The organism is Pedobacter sp., from assembly GCF_039594775.1.
GTDB lineage: Bacteria > Bacteroidota > Bacteroidia > Sphingobacteriales > Sphingobacteriaceae > Pedobacter.
In genome coordinates this window covers 87,276-106,425 of the sequence record NZ_JBCNMT010000002.1, presented here as the reverse complement: position 1 = coordinate 106,425, position 19,150 = coordinate 87,276, and the positions used below count along the sequence as shown (strand labels likewise).

General features: G+C 41.6%; 11 protein-coding genes. All 11 read right to left on the bottom strand.

Annotated features, from left to right (window positions below; translation table 11 throughout):
- Positions 1 to 55: 55 nt before the first annotated feature.
- The 11 genes from ABDV71_RS06600 to ABDV71_RS06550 all read right to left on the bottom strand — a co-directional run bounded on the left by ABDV71_RS06600 (position 56) and on the right by ABDV71_RS06550 (position 19,150).
- The gene (locus tag ABDV71_RS06600) at positions 56 to 514 is read right to left on the bottom strand and encodes an effector binding domain-containing protein (RefSeq protein ID WP_343531651.1); all 459 of its coding nucleotides are present in this window, start codon (positions 512 to 514) and stop codon (positions 56 to 58) included.
- Positions 515 to 711: 197 nt separating this feature from the next.
- Complete coding sequence (gene bglX, locus ABDV71_RS06595) at positions 712 to 2,931, bottom strand: beta-glucosidase BglX (RefSeq protein WP_343531650.1); 2,220 nt, start codon at positions 2,929 to 2,931, stop codon at positions 712 to 714.
- Between the two features lie 15 nt (positions 2,932 to 2,946).
- Positions 2,947 to 4,188: an endo-1,4-beta-xylanase gene (locus ABDV71_RS06590; protein WP_343531649.1), complete on the bottom strand. Its 1,242-nt coding sequence runs from the start codon at positions 4,186 to 4,188 to the stop codon at positions 2,947 to 2,949.
- Positions 4,189 to 4,346: 158 nt separating this feature from the next.
- Positions 4,347 to 5,948 carry a hypothetical protein gene (locus ABDV71_RS06585; protein ID WP_343531648.1) on the bottom strand — a complete coding sequence of 534 codons (1,602 nt, stop codon included), beginning with the start codon at positions 5,946 to 5,948 and terminating at the stop codon, positions 4,347 to 4,349.
- 179 nt (positions 5,949 to 6,127) lie between these two features.
- Complete coding sequence (locus tag ABDV71_RS06580) at positions 6,128 to 7,021, bottom strand: PorP/SprF family type IX secretion system membrane protein (RefSeq protein ID WP_343531647.1); 894 nt, start codon at positions 7,019 to 7,021, stop codon at positions 6,128 to 6,130.
- Between the two features lie 92 nt (positions 7,022 to 7,113).
- Positions 7,114 to 9,594 carry a gliding motility-associated C-terminal domain-containing protein gene (locus tag ABDV71_RS06575; RefSeq protein ID WP_343531646.1) on the bottom strand — a complete coding sequence of 827 codons (2,481 nt, stop codon included), beginning with the start codon at positions 9,592 to 9,594 and terminating at the stop codon, positions 7,114 to 7,116.
- A gap of 8 nt (positions 9,595 to 9,602) precedes the next feature.
- Entirely contained in the window at positions 9,603 to 10,673 is a 1,071-nt protein-coding gene (locus ABDV71_RS06570; protein WP_343531645.1) for an endo-1,4-beta-xylanase, read from the bottom strand.
- Positions 10,674 to 10,750: 77 nt separating this feature from the next.
- The gene (locus ABDV71_RS06565) at positions 10,751 to 12,571 is read right to left on the bottom strand and encodes a glycoside hydrolase family 2 TIM barrel-domain containing protein (protein WP_343531644.1); all 1,821 of its coding nucleotides are present in this window, start codon (positions 12,569 to 12,571) and stop codon (positions 10,751 to 10,753) included.
- A gap of 9 nt (positions 12,572 to 12,580) precedes the next feature.
- The gene (locus tag ABDV71_RS06560) at positions 12,581 to 14,335 is read right to left on the bottom strand and encodes a RagB/SusD family nutrient uptake outer membrane protein (RefSeq protein WP_343531643.1); all 1,755 of its coding nucleotides are present in this window, start codon (positions 14,333 to 14,335) and stop codon (positions 12,581 to 12,583) included.
- Positions 14,336 to 14,339: 4 nt separating this feature from the next.
- On the bottom strand, positions 14,340 to 17,420 hold the full coding sequence (locus tag ABDV71_RS06555) for a TonB-dependent receptor (protein ID WP_343531642.1): 3,081 nt from the start codon (positions 17,418 to 17,420) through the stop codon (positions 14,340 to 14,342).
- Positions 17,420 to 19,150 (bottom strand): RagB/SusD family nutrient uptake outer membrane protein, encoded by a 1,731-nt coding sequence (locus ABDV71_RS06550; protein ID WP_343531641.1) that lies wholly within the window; start codon positions 19,148 to 19,150, stop codon positions 17,420 to 17,422. Before ABDV71_RS06550 ends, ABDV71_RS06555 begins: the two co-directional genes overlap by 1 nt.

Here is a 19,150-nt window from a genome sequence, read left to right as displayed (position 1 = left end):
AAAAAAGGGATGGAGCCAAAACTTCATCCCTTTTTGTTTTGCTTAAAAATATGAACTAAGCTCCTATGAATACATCTACTTCGGCATTATTCCAATCGAAACTTTTAGCACTGTAGATCTCAAAATCGTATTGGTAGTTTCTTGGGTAATCGGTTTGCCAAATTTCCCGCCAAACATTGGCTACGCAATCGGGCATTTTACCTTTGGCTACATAATGCACATATTCCTGTTCAGGGATTTGTAATGCCTCCAAACCTTCTGGAACTACGGCATCAGCACTTACTTTACAGCCAATAAAATAAGCGAAAGGTTGAGTATGGTCGCCGTCATAATCATAGTAAACCGCATAACAATCGTCGGCTATTTTGTCATTGATTTGATTGAAGATTTTTTCTTGTTCAAAGGTTTGCCATAGTTGGCCACAATCAATACCTGACTGACCGTTGGCGTTGTAGGTTTTGCGGCCTAAACTGATACCGATCAACCTAAATTTGGGGATGTTTGTTTTGTTCATAACCATGATTTAGTTGGCACCAAATTACGAAAAACATTTAGGTGGAATGTCAGTCATCGGTCGTTGATTTTATGTTACTAGTCGTTAGATCTCTCCTAGCTATGCTGTTGTTGAGATGACGCTAAAAAGAACGAACTGTATACGGTTAATAAGACTTACGAAGTTTTCGAAACTTCGTAAGTCTAAAGCGAAAAAGCTTATTTCAGTTCAAAAGAAGATTTCAGCTTGATATCATTTGAGGCTGCACCTACCATCACCTTAAATTCTCCAGGTTCGGTGATCCAGCCTTTTTCTTCCTGATAAAAAGCTAATTTCTCTGGACTCAGTTCAAAACTGATTTCTTTGCTTTCTCCTGGTTTTAGCTTCACTTTTGCAAAATCCCTCAATTCTTTCACGGGTCTCACTACTGAAGCAAAGGTATCTTGGATATAAAGTTGCGCTACTTCCTCCCCTTCTACCTTACCTGTATTGGTTAAGGTGAAACTAACTTTTACGCTTTCCTTTTGGTTAATGGTGATACTAGATAATTTCAAATTGCTATAACTAAATGTAGTGTAGCTCAACCCATGACCAAAGGCAAATTGGGGATCATTTGATACATCAATATAAGCAGATTTATAACGAATATCACCCGATTTGGTTACTGGACGACCGGTATTGTAATGGTTATAGAAAATAGGAATCTGTCCTACATTTCTTGGAAAGCTGATCGGCAATTTACCTGAAGGATTGTAGTCTCCAAACAATACATCGGCAATGGCATTACCTCCCTGATCTCCCAAAAGCCAAGCGTATACCACTGCATCGGCTTGTGCTGCAATGGTATTAAATACTAAGGGACGGCCCGCCATTAACACCACAATTACAGGCTTTCCAGTAGCTTTAACGGCTTTAAACAATTCCTCTTGCTTACCTGGCAAAGAAATATCACTACGAGATTTTGCTTCTCCACTAAAATCCCAAGTTTCACCAAGAACCATCACTACGGCATCCGCATTTTTGGCAGTGTTTACGGCCTCCGCAAACCCATTGGTTAAAGTATCTTTAACTGTTGTGCCTTGTGCGTAGGTAAGCTTCGCACTTTTTATTTTCTGTTGAACGCCTTCGTGAACACTCACGATATTTGCCGTATCAATATATACCGTCCAGTTTCCAGCCTGATCTCTTTTAGCATTTACCAAAGGACCAATTAGGGCTAAGTTCTTAATGGATTTGCTCAGTGGCAAGGTGTTATTATTGTTCTTTAACAATACAATTGACTTTTGTGCTGCGGCCAATGCAACGGCTTTGTATTTAGGATCATTCATTACCTTTTGCTCTCTCTTTTCATCAGAGAAACGATAAGGATTGTCAAACAAACCTAATTCAAACTTTTTGTATAAAATTCTTTTTACCGCATCGTCAATGTATTTCTCCGCTACTTTACCACTTTTCACCAGCTTCTCCAATTCTTTTTTGTAGGCTTCGCTTTCCATATCCATATCGCTACCCGCTACAATAGCTTTTTCAGACGCTTCGTTTAAGTTTTTAGCAAAACCCCAAGGAATCATCTCGCCAATAGAACCCCAATCGCTTACGACAAATCCTTTGTAATTCCAGCTTCCTTTAAGGATGTCGCGTTGTAAATAAGCATTTCCGGTGGCTGGAATTCCATTTAACGTATTGAAAGAGTTCATAAAAGTAGCTACTCCAGCGTCAGCCGCTGCTTTAAATGGAGGTAAATAGATTTCGTGCAATTGTTGCTTGCTTAAGTCCACCGGATTATAATCTCTTCCAGCCATTGAAGCACCATAAGCAGCGAAATGTTTGGCACAGGCCATAATTCTATCTAATGCTCCTAATTTCTCGCCCTGAAAACCAAGCACCCTTGCTTTGGCAATCTGCGAACCTAAATAAGGATCTTCACCAGCACCTTCCATTACCCTTCCCCAACGCGGATCACGAGCAATATCCACCATTGGCGCAAAGGTCCAATGAATACCCGAAGCAGCCGACTCTTCTGCGGCTACTTCTGCTGATCTTCTGATAATACTCAAGTCCCACGAAGCAGACTCAGCCAATGGAATTGGAAATACGGTTTTATAGCCATGTATCACGTCTAAACTGAATAACAAAGGAATTTTTAAGCGAGATTGTAAGGCGATCGCTTGTATCTCCTTCGTGTCCTTTACTCCCTTTACATTTAACATGGACCCTACCATGCCGCTTTTGATATCGTTCAGCAAATAATTTTTCCTATCGCTGGCTGGCCCAGTTACTTCTCTTCCTGAGTATTGGTTCAATTGTCCGATTTTTTCGGTGAGGGTCATCAATTTCATGACCGAGTCGACCCTTTGCTCGATGGTTTTTCGCTGTGCAAATGTTTGAGTGGCTACTGTTGCACTCAATAAAAGGGTAAGGCTTAAAAATTTGTTCATTTGTTGTTTTAAGTTTTATGGTGTTAACTGCAAATTAAGTCCGTCTCTAAAGTTCCAAAAATTTTGTTTCTTTTGGTAAGTAGTGTCAAATAAAGTGGCTTCGGCATTCAATCCCCAGGCTGAATCGGCATCGCCAATGTTCCATAGGGTAATGCCCCATCTTTGGTTTACAGGTACAATTTCCTGATAGGCTTTGGCCACATTATAATACAATGATTTTTGTAGGTTTCTGCGATTGGTCAAATCTGCTGCCGGCACTGAAGTTTCGTTAGGCCCCAAAAGGGAAATATCAAGTTCAGCGATATGTACCAACAAGCCTGTTTCTTTCATTTTCTGTATGGCAGCTCTTATACTCGTTAAAGGGGTATTATATCTGATGTGCATTTGCAAGCCTACTCCATTAATGATGGGGTCGCCCCCCTCGGTCATAGGCTTTAACTCCATCACTTTATTGTAAATCGCGTTTAGCTTGGCAGTGGAATACTCATGGCCGTAATCATTGTAAAACAATTTCAATTTCCAGTTTTGATTGGCTCTTGCCGCTAATCTGGCATATCTAAATGCTTTCTCGATATAAATTTCGCCCATATATCTTTTCCAAATACTGCCAATATCATTGCCTTGGCTATCTAAATTTAAGTTCCCTCTCAGGGTTCCATCATCATAATAAGCTTCATTCACTACATCCCATGATTTCAACAGGGGCAGCAATGGGCTTCCACCTTTATAATATTGACTGTAAAAACCTACTGTTTTATCTATATGTCGTTTCATAATGGCATTAAGGGTATCAGCCCTTGCCGCTACGGGTGTGTTGCTCTCTACATTGGTTACCCATTGTGGCAATGCCCTATGCCAAACCAAAGCATGGCCATGTATCCGCTTTTCGCCGTGGTCTTTTGCCAAGTTGGGTATCTTTTCGTTCTTCTCTTCTATGCCATTTCCTTGTATGCCAAAATCCCATACAAATTTTGAAGGGTTTAGGCTATTCATCTTCATATCATTCTCCGCAGTAATACTATTGTATTGCTCTTTCGCCAAATCTTTATAGGCCGTCACGCCAAACTTATTAGAGTTTACAGCCGCTCCAACGATAATGTCGGGATTTACCTCCTGCAATATGGTACTTACCGTAGCAGCACTTATTGCCATTGTTTTTTCGGGAGATAGATTGACTGTTTCCAATGCTTTCTCTTGTTTTTTACAGGCACTAAGCATGCTGCCCAGCACCAGTACGGTGATAGTTACTTTGTTCATGATTTATATTTGGTTAAGGTTGACTAAGTAAATAGAAGGCTATCCAAAAAATAATTTCCAACTTATTGGATAGCCTTCCGAAAACTTAAGAGCGCATAGAGCGTGTTGAGAGCGTCTGGAACGTAGCGTGTAAAAAGTGTTAATGGCAGTCAAAGAAATTACAAAACAGTCTTTTTAGCCAATTTACCTTCTGTTGTATTTAAACTAATGATGGCTAAACCTTTGGACAATTTGCCCGCGGGAACTACAATTTTATTGTAGCCTTTTTCTAAAGATGTGGATTGGCTGTAAGCAATTTTACCATTCACATCGGCCAGTTCTATTTTACCATTTTGTGCTTTAACAGCATAGATATGTAATTCGATGTTGTCTCCATATTTCGAGATATCAAAATTTGTTTTAGGCACGGGGATGGCCGCACTTACTGGTCCAAAATGTACTTTGTCACCATTAAAATCAACTTGCTCTAACTGATAATAGTTAATACCTGGTAGTGGCTTTTCATCAACAAAACTATAATTAGATGCTCCTTTTGCTCCTACTTGATCTATTTTTTGAAAGTTATTTGCAGTTGATGAGCGCAAAATATTGTAATGCGATGCATTGATTTCGCTAGTGGTCGTCCAGTTTAAACGGATGTAACCATTTTTTTCGTTAGCATTAAATGCGGTTAATATTACTGGAAGCACATTAGTTCCTGGAGCCATGGTTACACCACGAAAAGTAGTGTTGGCTGGTGCCGTAGCCAGTTCTGTTAAACTTCCTGAAATTGCAGCTACACTACCTTCGGTGGCTAATGTGAAATTATCGCTATAGGTATATAACTTCGAATTATTTCCACCTACGGTTCCATAACTGGTTAGGTATAATTTCACGCCTGTGGTGCTGCTGTAAACCGCAGTAATGCTTCTGGTATTGGCAGGAACGGCAATGCTTCCGAACGACACCCAATCTGTGCCGGCAGCATTAGACCTATATTTCTTTAAAGTAGGTGCGCCGTCGGCGTCATCAATTACATAAACAAGGGTTCTGTTATTGGCCGTTTTGATGGCCGCTACTTGATGCGCTTTTGTCAATGGTGCGGCTCCGGGAATATTCGGCGTAGTGGCAAAAGTTACCGAAGTGGTAGGCAGCGGTGAATTGGGAATACTGGTTAATGCATTTGGGGCAAATAGCTTAAGGCCATTGTTGGAGGCTGAAAAATAAGTATCGGCAATGGTCAATACACGCGGCGCATCTAAACCTGTAGATACTCGGGTAGAAGCTCCTGTGGTACCCAATGTTTTATACCTCACACCGTTTTGAAAGCCATTAAAATAAACGGCGGTTCCTTCTACCACTGCCGAACGTGGCGTACCAATAGCGTCTATCACTAAGGTATTTGCAGTCCAAGTTCCTGCAGCATTCAATGTACCGATCACAAACTCACCTGTTTGCGCCGGGTTGTAACCTATGATTGACATGGTGGTACCATCTTTGGAAAGTACGGGATAACCTTCGTTTTCAAATGAATTGGACGCTGTTAATCCCAAGCCTTCAAAGCCGTAGTTACCTCCCGCCGCAGTTCTTGGAATGGTATAGGTCCTCACAAAAGTGCCAGAAGGAGTGTACTCATCCACGAAAACGGCTGCACGATTACCACTGGCCATGGCAGTTCCGTCGCCATAGCGGTAAACCGCTAAATTGCCTGCCGCAAATTGGGCCCAAGCACTTAAAGTGCTAAAGGCTGCGAAAATAATAGTAAGTAGTTTTCTTTTCATACGCTATTCGTTGGTTTTTTAATTAGGAACTAGGGGTTAGTAGTTAGGAGTTAGTTGATTTAATTGGTTAATTCGATGATTTGATAATGTGTTGGTTAGTGCTGTTTGTTAATTATCTCATTGGCTAATTAGGAACTAGGTATTAGTAGCTAGGGGTTAGTTGGTTTTGCTATTAGCCATTATTTAGTTTTCGTTTTTAATGTCCAACCGAGGCCTATTTCAAAATCGCCGCCCGTGAACGAGCGGATGGCCGATGGGCCGATGCTGTATATCCCGCTGATATTAAATTGATCATATTTGAAACCTAAGCCTACGGTAGCATTATTAGTACTGTGATACAACCCAAAGAGATTGAACTTCTGTTGGTAAGACAAACCCAGTCCACCTTCTACAATATTATCCATGCCCTTAATTCCACGATAAACCATTTTAGGTTCTACTGTAAAATCTTTACCCGCTGGAATTTTATAGGAAACTGCGGTGAAAAAGGTAGCGTAGTTAATGCCTGCCACAAAGTTGGGATCGGTATTTAGTTGGTTATGTAAATTAAGCCACGTTGCTTGCACATTCAGTTTTTCATCTGTAAAGGCAACTCCAAAATCACCATCCAGCCTGTAACCTCTGTCATTGAAACGGTTCACTACGGGATCATAATTTTCTGCAGTGATATCGTTCCTATTGATTGATTCTCTGGCTACGCCAATGGACAATCCGAAGTGCAACTTTCCTGCCTCACTTACAGGCAAATGGTAAGCGTAGGTTCCCATGATGCGGGTATAATTGATCAAACCACTTTTGGAAAGATCGACATTTAAACCCACCGCAGCTCGATCTGTATAAGCAAATTCGCCCGTAAACATTTGATAGATTGGTGCATTGGGCACTTCGTTAAATTGCTTACGGAACAAAAGGTTGAGGTTCACTTTCTCGGCAGCTCCCGCCATGGCTGGATTGCCCAAGTACTGGTTGTAGAAATACATATTTCCCATTGGACTGAGTTGAGCGAAGGCAGTATTGAGATTGACCAGCCCGAAGAGTACAAACAGGTATTTGATATTCATTTTTACTTTCATTCGAGTAATTTTAATTTTTGCTAAATCCTCCCTTTCTAATCAATGGGCTTAGCTTTTTTTCTTTCTGACTTTTACCTTTTTACTTATTGGGATTAATTGTTCATCATGGTTAGCGCACCTTTCTTTTTAGGCAATCCAGCACCAAAATCAATGATATAGTAATAGGTATCTTCCTTTAAGGATGATCCTGCCACCTTGCCGTCCCAATCATTTTGGTAGCCCTTTTTGGTGAAGATTACTCGGCCTGTTTTATCAAATACTTTCACCACACTTTCTGGATACATGTCAATGTTTTTGATGAGCCAGAAATCGTTTACCCCATCGCCATTTGGCGAAACCAGATTAGCCGCGGTAACGATGTTGTAATTGTCATTCACATTTAAAGTAAATTCAGCTACGCTGGCACAAGCACCTTCATTTTGTACGGTTACTTTGTAAATGGTGTTCACTTGCGGTCTTACCGTAATGCTTGCCGTATTGGTTACGCCAATAATGCTACCATTACTTTCCCATTGATAAATGCTGCCACCTGTTGCGGTAAGTCTAACGGTAGTCCCTTTATCCACACTAGCGCCTTTATCTGAGCTGATGGCCGCCGTTGGATATTCGTAAATCTTCAATTTAAAGGTCTCGGTATAAGTATCAACCCCTCCATTAGCGGTACCACCGTTATCTTTCAAGGTCACAGTAATTTGAGGTTCTCCAATAGCATTAGCATTTAAACGATAGCGAATTTCTGCATTTCCTCCAGCCAATAGGTTAATTTGTAAGCTTTGAAAAAATGCTGCTTGGTTTGAACTTATAGCCGCTGTTAAGGTTTGAGCCGTCTCCGGACCTGGAGTAATTCCTGTTAATGAAATCACATGTTCATCAGCGCTGACACAAATAAACTTATCGCCAATGGCAGCCATCGTTGGTGCTTCATTTACATCATTAACGGTAACGGTGAAAGTTTCTTCATAAATAAAATTTGAAGGCGAAGTTGCCCTTACCCTAACTTGATAAGTTGACTGTGTCTCATAATCCAGTTTAACACTGTTTTGCAGCTTATCTCCCGCAATCATGAATTTAGCATTATCAGCATCTCCGTTTCCAGCCACCAAGGTGTAAACCACATTTGTAGTATTGGCTGGCAGTACCGAAAGGGTTCCCACCAATGTTCCTGGGTCTTGATTTTCATACACCGTAGCACTATTCAAGTTAAGATCAGTAATCATTCCTGCGCCAAGTTCGGCCTTGGCAGGATTGGTATAAATGGTACGGGTACTTCCTTCAACGCCTCGAACTCGATAATAATAAGTTGAGCCTGCCGTAATGGTATTATCGACATATTGAATGGCATTTGCCGCAGTGGTAGTTAACAAACTGAAATTAGTCCCATCGGTTGAACGCTCAATTTCATAACCACTTTCGGTGGTAGAATTGTCAACCCACTTTAACCTTACTTCTGTTAAAGAAATCACATTGGCTTCTAATGCTGATGGTGCTTTGCGATAACCTGGCACCAAGGTTACTCCCCTAAAAGAAGTATTCGCTGGCGCTGTAGCAATAAGTGTTGGTGTTCCCGTTAATTGTTTGGTATCGTCATTATTGTCGTTAAAATCATCATTAAGCAAGTACAATTGCGAATTTTGCGTACCTGGCGTTCCCAAGGTGGTAAAATAAAGCTTCACCCCGTTGGCGTCAAATTTTGCCGCTAAGTTTTTGGTATTGGCTGGCACATTTACACTTCCTAAGGATAGCCAATCGGTACCACCTGCATTGGTACGGTATTTTCTGATAACGGGCGCTGTACTTGTGGCATTTCCATCATCAATAAGATAGACGATGGTACGTCCGTAAGCTTTAATGGCCACGGCATGATGTACATTGAATGGTCTAGCGGTAGAAGGAAAATTGGGCGTAGTGGCAAAATTGACCGAACTTGTAGGCAACGGTGAGACATTAGCTAACACTGGTTGTGAACTACCACCTATGGGTGCAAATAGGCGTAGCCCATCATTGGTTCCAAAAATGGTTTCACCGATAGACAGTACTCTAGGCGCAGCCTGCCCTGCCGAAACTCTTACCCCAGCATTGGTAGTACCCAGGGTTTTATACCACACCCCATTTTGATAACCATTATAGTAAATAGCTGTGCCTTCGGCTACTGCCGAACGTGGTGCGCCAATATCATCTACAACAAGGGTATTGGCATTGATGGTGCCCGCACCGTTAATAGTAGCTATAACAAAGTTATTGGCTATGCTAGGATGGCGACCAATGATAGATAGGATTTCACCATCGCGAGATAAGGTTGGAAAACCTTCTGTTTCATAAGCTCCTCCAGCGGTCAAGCCCAAACCTTCTAAGCCATAATTGCTTCCGTTAGCCGTTCTTGGAACCACAATGGTACGCACTTTTTCTCCTGTTGACGGGTTATATTCATCAATAAATACCGGAACCTTACCACCGTTTACCAAGGGGCTACCATCACCAAAACGATAAACCACAATGTTATCGGAAGTAAATTGTGCAAAGGCTGTACTGATGATGGCCAAAGCACCTATGATTAAGAGTATGGTTTTCTTCATATTTGTTTTTACTTTACGCCATCCAAAATTCCCTGATAAGCTGCTTTTCTTTTGTAATTATCATCAAAAGGCAGTGGCCAATCAGGTCGGTTGTACTCCCCCCTTATCCAGGTATCAGCATCACCAACATTCCACGTGGTAATACCAAATTGTTGGTTTTTAGGGATGGCATTGTAGGTACGTACAATGTATTCGTATTTCGCTTTTTGCTGCTCGGCCAAACCTGCGCTATAAGTTAAATCTTGAATGTTATCGGGATTCATGGCAATATCCAACTCCGCGATATGCACTTTTAAACCTGTAGCGGCGGCGGTATTAATAGCTGCAGCAATGTTGGCATTTGATTGCGTATAACGGGTGTGCATTTGCATACCAATCCCGTGAATGGGCACTCCTTTTTGTTGCAAGCCAGCCACAAGATTTAAGATCGCCGTACGTTTGGTTGGTCCAAATTCATGACCATAATCGTTATAGAACAACAAGGCATCTGGATCAGCTTGGTGGGCGTAGATAAAGCTTTTATCAATATATTCAGGGCCTAATTTTTGCAACCAAATGCAATCTCTCAACGTACCATTTTCCGCTACAGCTTCATTGACTACATCCCATGAAGTTACCTTGCCTTTATAACGTGTTACTACGGTTTGGATATGGTCCTTCAATAATTTATCCCAAGCCGCAGCATCACCTTGATAATTCAACACCCAATTTGGTGGGTTTTTGTACCAGATCAGCGTATGACCATGAACTCGCTTACCGTTTTGTTGTGCAAAATCAACCAAATAGTCTGCCTCTGTCCAGGTGTAGGTATTTTCTGAAGGATGTAGTTGGGCAAACTTCATGGCATTTTCTGCCGTAAGGCTATTAAATTCCTTGATCACTACGTCGCGGTAGGCTGCTTTTGATCGTAGCAAACTATTGTTTACTGCTGCACCAAACTTAAAAGGCAATGCTTTTTGTAGGGTCACGCTTTCATCAATAGGGATGGTCAATTCTGGCGATGGAAATACAGGGTCGTCCTGTCCTTTTAAGCAACCTCCGAAAATGATTCCGAGTGCCAATAATAATATGCTATGCATTTTCATCTTTTTTTAGTGTTTAGGATTAAGACTTAGATGATGACTGTCAACATCTGATCTTAGTCTCTGTAATTGCTTTATTTATATTTTGCTTCCGTTTGATCATAAAATTCTTTCAGTACCCAAAATGCTTTCTTTTTCTTTCCAGTTTCAGAAATCAAACCTTTTCTATTCCAGAAATCCTGGAAGAAAGGATGTTGTCTGCGAGGGGAACGGAAATCGGTTAAAATCCAAGGGGTCATGCCGCGTAAACCACTCATGGTATTCATAAAAGGAATTTGATATTTGTACAATGATTCCTGAAACTCTTCGGTCCAACGGGTATCTTCATCACCATGGTATCCTGCCAAGGCGTCTCCTCCTACTTCGGTAATGATTACGGGTTTGTTGTACTTGATTTTGAACTTATACTTTGGTAATTCTTTTGGTAACTCCCAGTACCAACCGCCATATTGATTGAAACTCACCAAGTCTAATTTTTCTCCCAATGGATCGTCTACAATCACGTCGTAACCTTTGCGGTGTACTTCCAATGCTGCGCCTACCAAACGTGTGTTGTCCAATTCACGTACTTTATCGGCCAGTTTGCTCATGAACTTAAAGCGTGGTTCGCTCAATGGTGTTTCGTTACCTATCGACCAAATAATTACCGCAGCTCTGTTTTTGTCGCGTTCAATTAAATCGGTTAATTGTTGTTGTGCATTGTTATAAGTGTCCTGATTTTCCCAAGAGATGGTCCAATACACAGGTACCTCAGCCCAAACCAATAGTCCCATTTCGTCGGCCAAACGGTTCATTTCTTCGTTATGCGGATAATGTGCCAACCTCACATAGTTACAGTTAAGCTCCTTTGCCCATTGCAACATCATTCGCATATCACCCTGTCCGCGCAACCTTCCTTGTGCCAATGGATTTTCATCGTGCATAGATATTCCACGTAAGAAAATTGATTTGCCATTCAACAAAATATCTTGTCCACGGGTTTCGATGGTTCTGAAGCCAATTTTTTCGGCTACTTTATCGGTCGCTGAACTGATCAGCACTTCATATAGTTTTGGATTTTCGGGACTCCACAGGTTTAATTTTTTTACTGGGATACTTACTTTGGCTACGCCGCTGGCATCAGTCTTTACCGTAGTTTTCAAGCCAGCTTCTGGAATGCTTACTTCTACCGATTGTCCTGCCGAGGCTTCGCTCAATTTTACAAAACCTTCAATTTGCTTGGCATTTGAACGGGCCAGTTGAATTTTATAATCTTGGATGTAATTGCCAGGTAATTCTGCCAAAAGCACATCACGGGTAATGCCACCGTAGTTCCACCAATCGGTATTTACGGTTGGAATTTCGTCCTGCTTGCGGGTGTTATCCACTTTTACTACCACAAAGTTTTCGCCTTGTTTCAGTTTATCACTTACTTCAAACTGAAATGGGGTAAAACCGCCTTTATGCGTGCCTAGCTTTTTGCCGTTTAGGTAAACGTGGGCTTCGTAATTTACCGCACCAAAGTAAAGGATGTATTTTTTCCCTGCCTGTGGATTAGCTAGGAACTTGTTCCTTAACCAAATGGTTCCTTCATAAAGCTCCAGTTTTTCTACTTGCGAATTCCAATCGCCAGGTACCTTTAAGGTTGGCGATAAATCAAAATTATATTCGATCAGTTCGGATTTGTTAACCTGTTTCCGATCATCATAAAAACCGCCTTTTCCAGATTTTGATTGGTCAAATGGCTCGTGTCTGTAATCGTAATAACCCATTTCATAAGGGTCGATGATATAGTTCCATCTGCCATTTAAGCTCAAATGTTTGCGGCCAAAAATATTTTGCACCAACTGGGCATTGGCCGATAAAAATGTAACGGAAAGTAATAGGAATAATAAGTATGGTGTACGCTTAATCATAATTAAATTTTAATAGCCAGTGTTTTGGATCAGTGCTGGTTGACGGTTAATGGTATTTTGTGAAAACGGGTATAAATAGTTTTTTTCTTGGAAGTAACGCTTTTCTACTTCGAAACGAGTGTAGGTGGTGGTACCTGAACCATCAATGGTGATACGCATGCCGGTAATGGGTTTATTTAAAAAGGTTTCACCAAGCTTCCATCTTCTTACATCGTAAAAACGATGGCCTTCAAAACAAAGTTCAACACGTCTTTCGTTTTGGATACGCTCACGAATGGCTTCCTTAGTTGGAGCCACATAGCCGTTACCTGTTGGATTGGTGGTTTGCAAAGCAGGCATGGCTACACCTGTACGGGCCCGTACTGAATTTACATGCTTTAACACTTCGGTCACAGCGGTTATCCCTTGTGCTTCATTAAGGGCTTCTGCATAATTTAACAGGATCTCGGCATAACGCATCACTACCCAAGGTCTACGAGCCAAAGTGTTCGACTGTTGGTTCCAAGTAGCAGACTCACTTAGAAATTTGCGCATGTAATAACCTGTTTTGGTAGCGTTAATGTTTCGGTTCAAACCATCGGCACCGCCTACATAAGCTTGGACAGCTTTACCTTTAAAGACCCTACCGTTATAGTTAACGGTTAAAGCCAATCGAGGATCTCTGTTTGCATAAGGATTATTTGCACTATACAAAGTATTGGTAGGATCGGTTACCAACTTGCCATTGGTGGTTTCAAAGGCATCGATCATTTCTTGTGTGGGATTGGTTCGACCTGTGGCGCCATCATAACTAATAGGTGCCTGTTGTTGCTCAATATCGTTACGGTTTTGCGCTCGGGTAGCAAATAGCACTTCATTGTTATAAGGGTCTGCACCAAAATTGAACACGTTGGTGTAGTTGGTGCGTAAGCTATGTACATTCAAATCGATAATGGCTTTTGCCGCATCGGCCGCTTGTTGCCAAGTCACGCCACTTTGCGTAGCAAACAATGGGCTAGCCGCATATAGCAATAGCCTTGATTTTAAACCCATGGCCGCTGTCTTAGTGGCACGTCCGTAATCGCCCGTACGCCAAGGATAAGGGTTAGCGGTAGTTGCCGTTTCTCTGGTAAACAAAGGCAGTTTGGTGGTAATGGCTTTATCGCAATCGGAAATAATTTGATCTAAACATTGTTTGTAAGTGTTTTTGGGCAAATTCAAGTTTTCTTCTCTGCTAAACACTCTGGTGGCTAAAGTAATGGCACCATAACGCTTCATCAACTCAAAATGAAATAACGCTCTCAGGAAATAGGCTTGGCCTTCTAACCTGCTTTTGTCGTCTTGCACACTCAAACCGTCCGTTGGAATGATTTCGCTTTTAGGCAAGTTTTCTAAAAATAGATTTACCTTTCTTAAACCTTCATAAAGGTTGCTGTATTCATCGTCAACGGTACGTAATGGCCCCCAAGTGCCGTTGTTAAAGATGCTCAAGTTCGCATTTACGCCAGAGTTAACTGCTTCATCAGTACCTGAGGCCAACATTCCGCCGTTGCCATCAATACTAAATCCTTCGGGGATGTTGAAATAAGCACTGTTGAGCACACCTCTAGCATAGGCATCGTTGCCCCACACTTGCTCACCTGTAATTGAGCCGTCGGTAATGCTTCCATCTTGTAAATAATCTTTTTTACAGGCGGAGAAACTCATGGCTAGCACAGCAATCATCAAAGCTTTTGAAGATAAGCTTTTGTATTTTTTAAGGATATGTGTATAGTTTATGGCCATGTGCTTAAAATTTTAGGTTTAAACCTAGAGCAAAAGTTGCCAAGGCTGGGTAAGATGAATTGTAACCTGCATCAGGCATTTCTGGATCTATTGGGAATCCGTTGAGCTTATCGAATGTGAGCAGGTTAAACCCAGTCACATAAAATCTGCATTGCGAAATTTTCAGTTTTTTTAGCGCATTGGCAGATAGTGAATAGCCTAATTCTACATGCTTTAATCGAATGAAATCGCCGCTGCGCAACCAAAAATCAGAGTTTTGGGTATTGTTTACACGATCATTAATGGTTAAACGTGGGTAAAGCGCTTCTTGTGCAGTAGCCTGCGTCCATCGGTAGGCACTAAACTGATTAATGTAGCCTGTATTTGACGTGCCCGCATTCACCAAAGTATTGATCTGGATGGTTCTGCCAGCTACCCCATGGAATAAAAAGTTCACATCGAAGTTTTTGTACTTCACTGATCCACCGAAACCAAAATATGAGGTTGGAATATCGGAGTAATTGGTACTTACAAAATCTAAATTATCAATCACACCATCTCCATTAATATCCTTGTAACGGATATCTCCAGGCTTCACATTTCCTGAAAAACGTTGTACTGGTGCTGCCGCAATTTCTTCTTCTGATTGGAACAAGCCTTGCGAAATCAAAAATCTTCTGACGGTACCTGTGCCATTTACCACACCGCCAATAGGATAACCTACTTGTCGCTGATAGGCAGGAATACCCGCTTCCTCGTTTAATTTTAAAATTTTGCTCTTGGCATAAGTGTAATTTCCATGTACACCAAATGTAAATTGGTTAATGGTTTTGTTGTAATTCAAATTGGCTTCAACTCCTTTGTATTGCGCTTCGCCGGCATTAATGTTTACCAATGGCTGCCCAATAATAGATGGGGCTAAATCAGCCGTCAATAGATTTTTGCGATGCTCCTTAAATAGATCCACGCTTAAGCCTAGCGCTTGCTTTAGGAACTGTGCATCAAAACCTACGCTTGATTTAATGGCTTTTTCCCAAGTAAGGTTTGGGTTAGCCAAATCTAACTGGTCGGTATTGGCTACGGCGCTGTAACCTGTTCCAAAGAAATATTGTGAACCACCTCTGGTAAAGTAGTCGTTAAAAGCGAAACGTCGCGAAGCACCAATGGCCTCGTTACCTACAATACCGTATGAGCCACGTAACTTCAGATAATCTACAATTTTATTGCCTTTCAGGAAGTTTTCCTCTGAAACGATCCAACCTGCGGCAATGGCTGGGAACCAACCAAAACGTTTGCCGGGCATAAAGTTCTGTGAGCCCGAATAAGTGGCGATGGCATCTGCAAAGTATCGTTGTTTATAGCCATAAGATAAACGGTTGGAAATTCCTTCCTTTTTATCATCCAAACGGGTAGCCGAAGCCGAAACGGCTCTTTGAAAACGAGTAGAAAACTTAAAGCTGTGGTTACCAAAACTGTTATCGTAATCAAAACCGCCCCAAAATTCGTTGTTACGCAAATTGGCGCTAAAGGTACTCGAGGCATAATTCAACGGGCTTTCTGTGCCATATCCTTGATAGCTGTTTCCGCCTTGCCACTCGTAAACAATGTGGTTTTGGGTAAAGCCATAGGTATATAAACCTGTCATATCGTAGGTATATGCCACATTAAATGATAAGCCCGGTAATATCGCATCTAACTTTTGACGTGCGGTCATGGTTGCCAATAAAGTACGGTAAACGTCGGTAATGTTACCTCTGGCCTGCAACATACCCAAAGGATTGGTACGGAATAAAGAGCTACCACCATAAGAACCATTTGGGTTAAGCAATGGAAACGCATTGGCAGGGGTATTGAATATCGCAGTTAAAAAAGCCGAATTGCCATCACGTGGGTAACGTAAGTTAGAAACACGACCACCAACATCTAAAGTCACATCTAGGTTTTTATTCAGGTGTAAATCTAGATTGGTGCGGAAATTATATCTTCTGAAATTGGTATTCGAATTAAAATTAGGGGTTTCTCCACCCTTGTACAAACCATCCTGATCGTAAAAACTTACCGAAGTGAAATACCTTGCAAAGGCATTACCACCACTTACCGTTGCTACGTAGCGTTGCACTGGCGAAGCTTTTTTCAGAAACTCCGAGGGATAATCCACATCGGGATATAGATATTTGTCCGATTTGGTATAATACCCAATTAAACTCTGTTGATTGTATTGCGGTGCTTGTCCATCATTTTGACGGGCTTCATTATACAAATAAGCATAAGCATAGGCATTTAGCGGATTGATGAGGTAAGTTGGCGTTTGTACACCTCCCTGCGCATCAAAGGTAACTTTGGTTGAACTTGCACTACCTCTTTTGGTGGTGACGTAAATCACGCCATTTGCACCATACATGCCATACCATGAAAGGGAAGCAGCATCTTTCAATACACTAATGCTCTCAATCTCGTTCAAATCCATGTCTACAAAATCACGCGCTACCCCATCTACCAATACCAATGGCGATTGTCCACTGTTATAAGACGACCTACCCCTGATCAGGAAACTAGCATCATCGGTACCTGGACGGTTACCTGTTTGCTGAATGTGTAAGCCTGATAAACGACCTGTTAATACGTTGTTCAAGGTTGAAAGTGGTATTTGCGGCAGTTCCTGATTGTTCACGGTAGTAATAGTTGCCGTTACTTCGCGTTTTTTTCTTACCCCAAAAGGGATGTATACGTTATCGTCATCGCCAGCTTCTATTTGAGATTTTTGGAGTTTAATAGGTTTGGTTTCTGATACTTCATAAGCAGGTATGAAAGCCGTGTTGTAACCGTCCATTTTAAAAACGATACGGTCGTTAGAACTGGCTTCTATCGAAAATTTACCTTCGGCATCACTGGTTACTCCGCTTGTTTTTTCTTGTACTATAATGACCACCCCCGCTATAGGCGCACCAGTTTGGTCTACTACCTTACCTTTTACGGCAATCTGTTCAGTTTGGGCCCAAGCGTAAGGCATGGCGGCAATGCTCAACAGGGAAAGTAAAAGATATTTGGTTAAAAATTTTATCATATTTTCTGTCGTAAACGGATTATATTTTTCAATTCTCTGCATTACCATCCCTGATTTTGCTTTAAAATTCCATTGCTTTTAAATACTTCTCTTCTTGGAATTGGGTATAAATACATATGGTCGTCAAATTTCTTTTGGTAAATGTTGGGTAGCGTAATTATATTGTAGGTAAAGCTTCCGTTAGCGTTACGTACTACGTCAATGCCCTTCATCGGTTGGTTCAATACCTCCTTGGCTTTTTTCCAACGGATCAAATCGTACCACCTGAAATCTTCAAAGGCCAACTCTACCGCTCTTTCCCTCACAATAGCCTCTCTTAATTGCGCTTGGGTTAAAGTAAGGGCCAAATTTGGCATGCCTACCCTACTACGTACTTCGTTTACGTATTTGCGAGCTTCTTCTTTGTTAGCCGCATTGTCGCCACTTTCGTTAACGGCTTCGGCATAATTAAGCAACACCTCTGCATATCTAAAGAACACGAAATTGAACAGTGCTCTTTGAGTGGCATTTCTTACGTACACCTCAGGCCACATTTTACGGCAGTAGTAACGGGTTGCCGAGTAAATGATATTGTTAGGGCGAAAATCGGCGCCATAGGTATAGGTATTACTAGCCGCGTTATATTGCGACCACATCCCCATGTTACGGCCTTGCCATGATACATTGTTGTATAAAATATTTGCATAAAAACGTGGATCACGATTTTCGTAAGGTTTTTGTGCATCATATCCTGAGCCCGAAGTGGTAATTGGCGCACTACTCACAATAGCGCCAGTACCATCTGTTTTAACGGCTTCATACATATCCACGTGGTTTTGGGTAGGATTCATAGAACCTTGGGCACCACCTGATCCAGGTGACATCACAAAATCTAATAAGAAACCATCTATCACACGTGGTGGACGTATTTTGATCATGATATATTCTGGTGAGGTCGACATATTCATGATATCGTTATAGGTGGCCTGCAACGAATATTTGTTCATATCAATGACGGCTTTTGCTGCCGCAGCGGCATTGGCCCATTTAGTTAAATCGTTGGTTGGGTTATTTAATGGACTAGCCGCGTACAACAATACCCTTGCTCTTAAAGCCATGGCTGCACCTCTGGTCGCTCTGCCATAATTAGAAGCATTGTAATCATCTGGCAAAGCATCTACCTGTACAGCTTTGTCAAGATCAGACATGATCAAGTCTACGCATTCTTGGTAGCTGTTTCTCGGGATATCGATGTTATCAAAAATGCTGGCTGGTTTGTCGTAGATGGGTACACCACCAAAACGTTTGATGAGTTCGAAATACAAAAACGCTCTGATGAAATACATTTCTCCTGTAATTCTCTGCGGGGTTTTAGCTTGTATTTGAGAATCTGTCCAAGGGATAGTACTCATTTTCGAAAGCGTCACGTTAGCAATCCTAATACCTGCATACGATCGGTCCCAAATGTCGCCAATATCATTCAGCTGTGCTCCGCCACGTTCATAATGATCGTGGAACAAACCTTGGTTTAAGGTACGTACCGAAACATCGGTATTGCCCGAAACAGCCTCATCAGAAGCTTGAGCAGTAGTTCCACGGTGGGCATTAAACCTAGCATAGTCATCTATTAAATGGTTATAGGCGTTATCTGCGTAGGCAATGGCCAATGCTGGATCTTTAAATACTTTTTCTTCATCTAAATCTGCCGAAGGCGTGCGATCTAGGAAATCCTTTTTACATGAGCTAATTACAAGAGCAACAAAAAGGAAAATAATGGTATATATGTTTCTCAT